Genomic DNA, 6,542 nt, shown 5'->3' on the forward strand with positions numbered 1-6,542 from the left:
AGATTACATTAAGTTAAATATTTTTGATTATGAAAAAAATAATTTATTTCATTTTTATTGGTTATGTTTTAGTTCACTTTTCTTCTTGTGTTACTGGAGACGGGGAATTAACTGGAAGAAAAACAACAAGATTATTATTTAATATAGCTGATAATCATGGTATGGTACAATTGCCAGGAGGTTCTTTTTCCATGGGGGCGAATGATCAGGATGTTCCTTATGCAAGCAGAAGTAGTTTAAAGACTGTAACCATAAGTCCATTTTGGATAGATGAAACGGAAATTACAAATGATGAATATCGTCAGTTTACTTATTGGGTTAGAGACTCTATAATTCGCAGAGAATTAATTGACATCGATAATCCAGAAAAGTGGGGTTATGTAAATGATCCAGATCCAAACTGGAACCAGGATTATTTAAAGGAAACACAAATGAGGGAAGATTATTATATTGACTGGTATCGTCCTCTAAATTTTCAAACAAAAATTGTAACTGAGGCCATGGTCAACACTTTGATATTAGATGATGATGATCAAATTTTAATTGAAGAAGATATGCTTAGACCACTTTTTCAAACTAAATTAATTGACTCTAGAAAACTAATATATGAGTATGCTTGGTTTAATCGTAATGCTGCAGCATCAAGAAATAATAGATTTCAATATGATGATGATGTAGAGTTTGAAAGTAGTGACTACAGGGAATTAGATGGTGGTAGACAAAGCGCGTTTGTAGTTAAGGAAAGAGTTCCTATTTATCCAGATACTTTATCATGGATACATGATTTTACATATAATTTTAATGAACCAATGTTTGAAAAATACTTCTGGCATCCCGCATATGGTAAATACCCAGTTGTTGGTGTGAGTTGGAAACAAGCAAAGGCATTTTGTCATTGGAGAACAGCTAATAAATTATATCATTTACCAGAAGAAAGAAGAATTTTTGAAACAGAATATCGTTTACCTACGGAAGCAGAATGGGAATGGGCTGCTAGAGGTGGTCGTGAACTAGCTATGTTTCCATGGGGTGGCCCATATTCAAGAGCTGAGGATGGTTGCTTCTTAGCTAACTTTAAACCACTAAGAGGCAATTACTGGGCTGATGGTTTCATATATACTGCACCCGCAGATTTTTATAATCAAAATGACTATGGTTTATATAATATGGCTGGAAATGTTGCAGAGTGGACAGAAACTGCGTTTGATCCTATGTCAGATATATTTGCTTCAGATTTAAATCCAGATTATACATATAATGCAAATATGGAGGATCATCCTCATTTTAAAAAGAAAGTCCTTAAGGGTGGTTCGTGGAAGGATATAGGTGCATTTTTACAAATTGGTGCAAGAGATTATGAGTATCAAGATAGTAGTAGATGTTATGTTGGTTTCAGATGTGTAAAAAGCCTTCCTTTTTCTGCATCAGGTACTCCATTAGAAGATAGATTTGAGCGTGTGAAAAAACCAAAGAAGAAAAAAAAGAATAATAGACAAAATTAAGTTTAACAATTTAAATCTGATAATATGCAGTTTGCAAATTCAAAATTTTACAAAACAATAATGCCTTATTTATACGGATGGGGTGCATCTTTAGTTATAGCTGGAGCTTTATTTAAAATATTAAGCTGGCCATATGCTAATGAAATGCTTATTGCAGGTATGGGAACTGAAGCTTTAATATTTTTCATGTCCGCATTTGAACATGCACCACCACAATATAAGTGGGAACGTGCTTTTCCTGGGATTTTAGATCCAGATGAAACTAGTGGCCCCACAACTGTAACTCAACAATTAGATAAAATGTTAGAAGATGTTGATGTTGATTCTAAAGTACTTAAAAATCTAGGTGATGGCATGAAAAAACTAAGTCAGTCTGCAAGTGGTTTAGGTGATGTTGCCGACGGAACAAAAAAATATAATAAGCAAATGTTATCTGCTTCAGGTAATTTAGAAAAGATTAACGAATTATATATGGAGCAAATTAAATCTTCTGAGAACCAATTTATGGCCACTCAAAAAATGACTAGTAACTTAACTTCATCTCTTGATCAAACATCAAGATTACACGTGGAACTGGCATCTTTAACAGAAAATTTAAATGCCTTAAATAACGTTTATGGCGGAATGTTAAATGCCATGACATCAAAACAAAAAAGAAAGTAGTATGGCGGGTAATCATATGAGTGAACTGAGTCCTCGACAGAGGATGATTAACATGATGTATCTCGTGTTAACTGCATTGTTAGCACTAAATGTTTCTAAGGAAGTGTTAAAAGCATTTCAAAGAATGGATAACTCGTTAGAGTTTTCATATGGAGAAACAAACGACTATAATGAAAAGCAATACAAAGCTTTTAAAAATCGTGCGGAAAAAAACCCTGAAAAATTTAATGAGTGGTATAATTATGCTTTAAGCGTTAAAAAAGAAAGTCAGGAATTAATACAAGTTATTCATAGTGTTAAATTAAAGATTGACTCTCTAGCTGGTCCAATTGATAGTGATGGAATGCTTACTAAAAAAGATGATAAAGACCTAGTAAAAAAATTATTAGTAAAGCCAAAAAGTCAAAAAGGTGCTTATGGTTATGGTGAAAAATTAAAGTTAGCAAGAGAAAAGTATAAGAGTTTTTTAATTTCTCTAGATTCGCTAGGTATCTATGAAGATGAAGATAAAATAATACCTAATATTGAAAAGTTATTATCTATTGATGATGTTGATGAAGATCTTGACGGACCAAAGGCCGCTGTATCTTGGGAAAACTGGAAATTTGATGGTCATGTGCCAGTTGCAGTTAATGCCTTTATGGCACAAATGAAATTGGATGTCGGAAATCTTGAAGGGGAGGTTTTAGAGTTACTTCAAAAGAAAATTGGGCAAAGTTCTATTACAGTTAATTCGCAACAAAGTGTAGTGAAGTACCCTAAGCATACTATTATGTTAGGAGATAGTTTCAGTGCAAGAGTATTTATTGCTGGTGTTGACACAAATCAATTACCTAAATTTGCTCTTTATAAATATGATTCCCAAGGAAACAGGCTCGATTCTGTTCCTTATGATACATTAATTAATGACGGAAGTGATGGATTGTTTGCTACTAAACCTACAAGACAGGGAACATACTTTTTCGGCGGTGATATAATTGTTCAGTCTGAAGAAGGCGAAAAAACCTATCCTTTTAAACAAGAATACAGAGTTGATGCTCCATTGTCTGTTATTTCTCCAGATAAAATGAATGTTTTATATACTGAAGTTATTAATCCACTTTCGATTTCTGTTCCAGGATATAGCTCTGATCAATTACAATTATACTCTGATTTTTCAGGTTGTAAAATTACAAGAGTTAAAAATGGATCCTATAGTGCAGTAATTAAGGAAAGACAGGTAGGGAAAAATAAAAAAGAGAAAATCAGTCTATTTATTAAAGATAAAAAAACAGGTAAATTGGTTGGTAAAAGGATTGAATTCAGAGTAAAAAATGTACCTCCACCAATACCTTCTGTAAGGGGTATTCAGGGCAGTGGAGATTTAAAATTAATAAAGTTAAAATCCGCTAAAGGAATTAAAGCTAAGTTAGAAAATTTTGATTTTGAACTAGAATATGAAATTACAGGCTACAGATTTAGGTATCCTGGATCGACAGGTGCTTTAAAGTCAGCTGTATATNAAGGTTGGCGATTTTCANAGGTTAAATCTATCTTTGAAACCTTGAAGTCAAATCAGACTGTTATTTTCGATGAAATCTATTACAGAACTAAAGGTAGTAAATCCAAGCCAATAAGGTTACAACAAACTATTGTGATTAAAATAAATTAAAAACTATGAAAAATCTATATACAATATCGTTTTTTATCTTCTTGTTTAATTATGCTGTATCTCAAGACAGTGAAAATAGAAGTAAAAGAGATTGGAATGATGGGAATCAATCTACATATTCAATTGAAAATCAGACAAAATTAGTAAAAGCTGTTGATGAGGATTCAGATGACAGGATTGTTCCTATTGATTCTGATTTTAACGGATTTAGGAATAGTCCAACTAAGGTTGATGCTACTAGCCAGTTTACTCATAGACGTGCTTCAGTATGGTCCGATAATTCGACTATTGTGTCTGATGAAAAAACAGGTAATTTCTCGTATATACCATATCCTTATGTAAGTGAGGATGATGTTTTATGGGCAAAAAGAGTAAGGAGAAAAATTGACTTAAGAATTTTACAAAACCATCCATTATATTTCCCTATTGAAAACACCTATGATGCTTATACAGGTTGGGAAGGTGATGGGAAATCAATTGAAAAACCTGGTTCAGGAAAAAAATTCAATGAAGTTTTATCTGGAATTGATGCTAGAAAAAATTTATTTCAAATTCTTCGAGATGCAGCAACTACAGTGAATCCTGTAACAGGACAACCTTTAGTTGGAACTTATAATATGAGTTTAACTAGAAAATTAACCACTCAAGAAGTCATCCCTAATTGGAATGAGGGCTTCCCTAATGCATTTGGTTATAAGTTTGACAACTCAGACCCAGACGAGGGAGATGGACCTGACTGGGTCTATTCATGGTATAATGCTGAAGATGTATTATTTTATTATCTTGAAGAGGAAGTTTTTTTTGATAAAAGAAGAGCTAAATTAGACTTCAGGTATGTTTCTATTACACCAGTCATACAAGATCCAGAAGGAGGTTTTGGTTCTGTTTTAGAAATGCCTACTTTTTATTTTCCTGAAATAAGAGGTTTATTAGCAAATCATAAGATTTTTCCTTTGGATGGTAATATAATGCAACGTATGTCCTTTGATGAATTCTTTCATAGAAAACACTTTGCTTCCAATATAATTAAGGAGACAAATGTTTATGATCGAACAATTCAAAATTATTTACCTGGAAAGTCTTTAGAACAGTTATTAGAGGGTGAACGTATAAAAGAACAGATCCGGCGCTACGAGAGTGATATGTGGAATTATTAAATTTTTAAATGAAGCCCCAATTTTACGGGGCTTTTTTTTTAAGCTCATTTATGAAAGTCGATTTTCTNATTGTAGGTCAAGGTATTGCTGGTACATGTTTTGCATTTGAATTATTAAGACAAAAAAAAACTTTTATCATTATAGATAAATATGATAAAAGTTCACCTTCAAATATTGCTTTGGGTGTATATAATCCATTAATCTTAAAGTGGTTTACTAAGCCTTGGGCAATTGATAATCAGATGCAATTTTTTTACGAATTTTATAGTTCTTTTCAATCTTTTTTTAAAAGTAATATAGTATTTGATATAGGGATATATAAATTTCTTAGCACTCCTTATGATCAAAATAACTGGATGTCTAGATCGTTATCCCCAAAAAGGGAGCATTATATGTCTTCAGAATTATTGATGCTCGAAAATAAATCATTTATTCACAAACAGTTTTATGGACTTGTTAAATCCTCAGGACGAGTTGATATTCCTCTTTTTCTAAAAATATTAAGAAAATTTTGTATTGCCAATCAAATTTTCATCAATAAATTTTTTAATTATAGGAATTTAATAATTAAAAAAGATTATGTGAAGTATAATGATATAATTGCTAGAAACATTATTTTTTGTGAAGGTCCTCAAGTTTTAAATAATCCTTTTTTTAAGTGGATAAAGTTAAAACCTACAAAAGGAGAATTATTACATATTAACTGTGAACATTTATCCCTTGATAGGATTCTTCATGCATCTTTATTGTTTGTTCCATTAGGCAGTGATATTTATTCATTAGGTGCAACATATGAATGGTCTTTTGATGATTCAGGTATAACTTCTAGCGCAAGAGAACGAATTTGCTCTGTTTTCGAAAAACATATTAATCTTCCTTACAATGTAAAGACGCAAAAATCAGGCATTAGGCCTTCTACTTTTGATAGAAGAGCATTCATTGGCTCTCACCCGGATTATTCGAATATGTATATAATGAATGGCTTGGGTACAAGGGGAGTTTTACTAGCTCCTTATTTATCAAATAATTTAATTAATAGTATTTATTATAATACTAAAATATTTGAAGAAGTTGCTCTTAAAAGAGTTTATGAATAAAAAAGCCCCATTAAAAATGAGGCTTTCTTACTTATAGATCGTTACGGTTATTTAACGATATTCATACTCTTAGTTGCTGTAAAGCTATCTGTATTCATTCTTACAAAATAAGTCCCTTGACCTAAATCATTTGCATCGAATGTAACTTCATGCTTTCCAACATTATAAATATCACTTGTGACTTCAGCAACATACTCACCTAACATATTATATACTCCAATTGTAACCTCTGTACTCTCTGGAACATAAAACTTAACAGTTGTTGTTCCATTGAATGGATTTGGTACATTTTGGTATAATTTGTAAGCATCTGCTGATGTCGTTCCTGATACTATGATGTTAGATGCAATGCTAATACCATCTATAGTATATGCATCACTACCTGCATCCCACTTAGTTACAACTAGTGTAGACTCAGTATTCATATCAGAATTCCATAGTTTGAATGTAACTTTCTCTCCAATTGCTAAAC

At 31.9% G+C, this 6,542-nt stretch carries 6 protein-coding genes; 5 read left to right on the plus strand and 1 reads right to left on the minus strand.

Annotation, left to right across the window (positions count from 1 at the left end):
* Positions 1–29 precede the first annotated feature (29 nt).
* The 5 genes from CBD51_007295 to CBD51_007315 all read left to right on the plus strand — a co-directional run bounded on the left by CBD51_007295 (position 30) and on the right by CBD51_007315 (position 6,070).
* The gene (locus CBD51_007295; protein ID RPG57633.1) at positions 30–1,502 is read left to right on the plus strand and encodes a gliding motility-associated lipoprotein; all 1,473 of its coding nucleotides are present in this window, start codon (positions 30–32) and stop codon (positions 1,500–1,502) included.
* Positions 1,503–1,526: 24 nt separating this feature from the next.
* Positions 1,527–2,165: a gliding motility protein GldL gene (gene gldL / locus CBD51_007300; GenBank protein ID RPG57634.1), complete on the plus strand. Its 639-nt coding sequence runs from the start codon at positions 1,527–1,529 to the stop codon at positions 2,163–2,165.
* 1 nt (position 2,166) lies between these two features.
* Positions 2,167–3,816, plus strand: a complete 1,650-nt coding sequence (locus CBD51_007305; GenBank protein ID RPG57635.1) for a hypothetical protein — start codon at positions 2,167–2,169, stop codon at positions 3,814–3,816.
* 5 nt (positions 3,817–3,821) lie between these two features.
* Complete coding sequence (gene gldN, locus CBD51_007310) at positions 3,822–4,973, plus strand: gliding motility protein GldN (GenBank protein RPG57636.1); 1,152 nt, start codon at positions 3,822–3,824, stop codon at positions 4,971–4,973.
* Positions 4,974–4,981: 8 nt separating this feature from the next.
* Positions 4,982–6,070, plus strand: coding sequence for an FAD-binding oxidoreductase (locus CBD51_007315; GenBank protein ID RPG57637.1), 1,089 nt, complete (start codon positions 4,982–4,984; stop codon positions 6,068–6,070).
* Positions 6,071–6,117: 47 nt separating this feature from the next.
* Here CBD51_007315 and CBD51_007320 read toward each other — a convergent pair whose 3' ends face one another.
* A complete protein-coding gene (locus tag CBD51_007320; GenBank protein RPG57638.1) occupies positions 6,118–6,495 on the minus strand; it encodes a T9SS C-terminal target domain-containing protein in 378 nt (125 codons plus the stop codon).
* Positions 6,496–6,542 lie beyond the last annotated feature (47 nt).

Source organism: Flavobacteriales bacterium TMED191 (assembly GCA_002171975.2).
In the GTDB taxonomy this organism is placed as follows: domain Bacteria; phylum Bacteroidota; class Bacteroidia; order Flavobacteriales; family TMED113.

What these genes read in the sequence shown, in the direction of transcription:
- CBD51_007295 (RPG57633.1), top strand. Translation starts at nt 30, where the DNA reads ATGAAAAAAATAATTTATTTCATTTTTATTGGTTATGTTTTAGTTCAC.
- gldL (RPG57634.1), top strand. Translation starts at nt 1,527, where the DNA reads ATGCAGTTTGCAAATTCAAAATTTTACAAAACAATAATGCCTTATTTA.
- gldN (RPG57636.1), top strand. Translation starts at nt 3,822, where the DNA reads ATGAAAAATCTATATACAATATCGTTTTTTATCTTCTTGTTTAATTAT.
- CBD51_007320 (RPG57638.1), bottom strand. Translation starts at nt 6,495, where the DNA reads ATGAATACTGAGTCTACACTAGTTGTAACTAAGTGGGATGCAGGTAGT.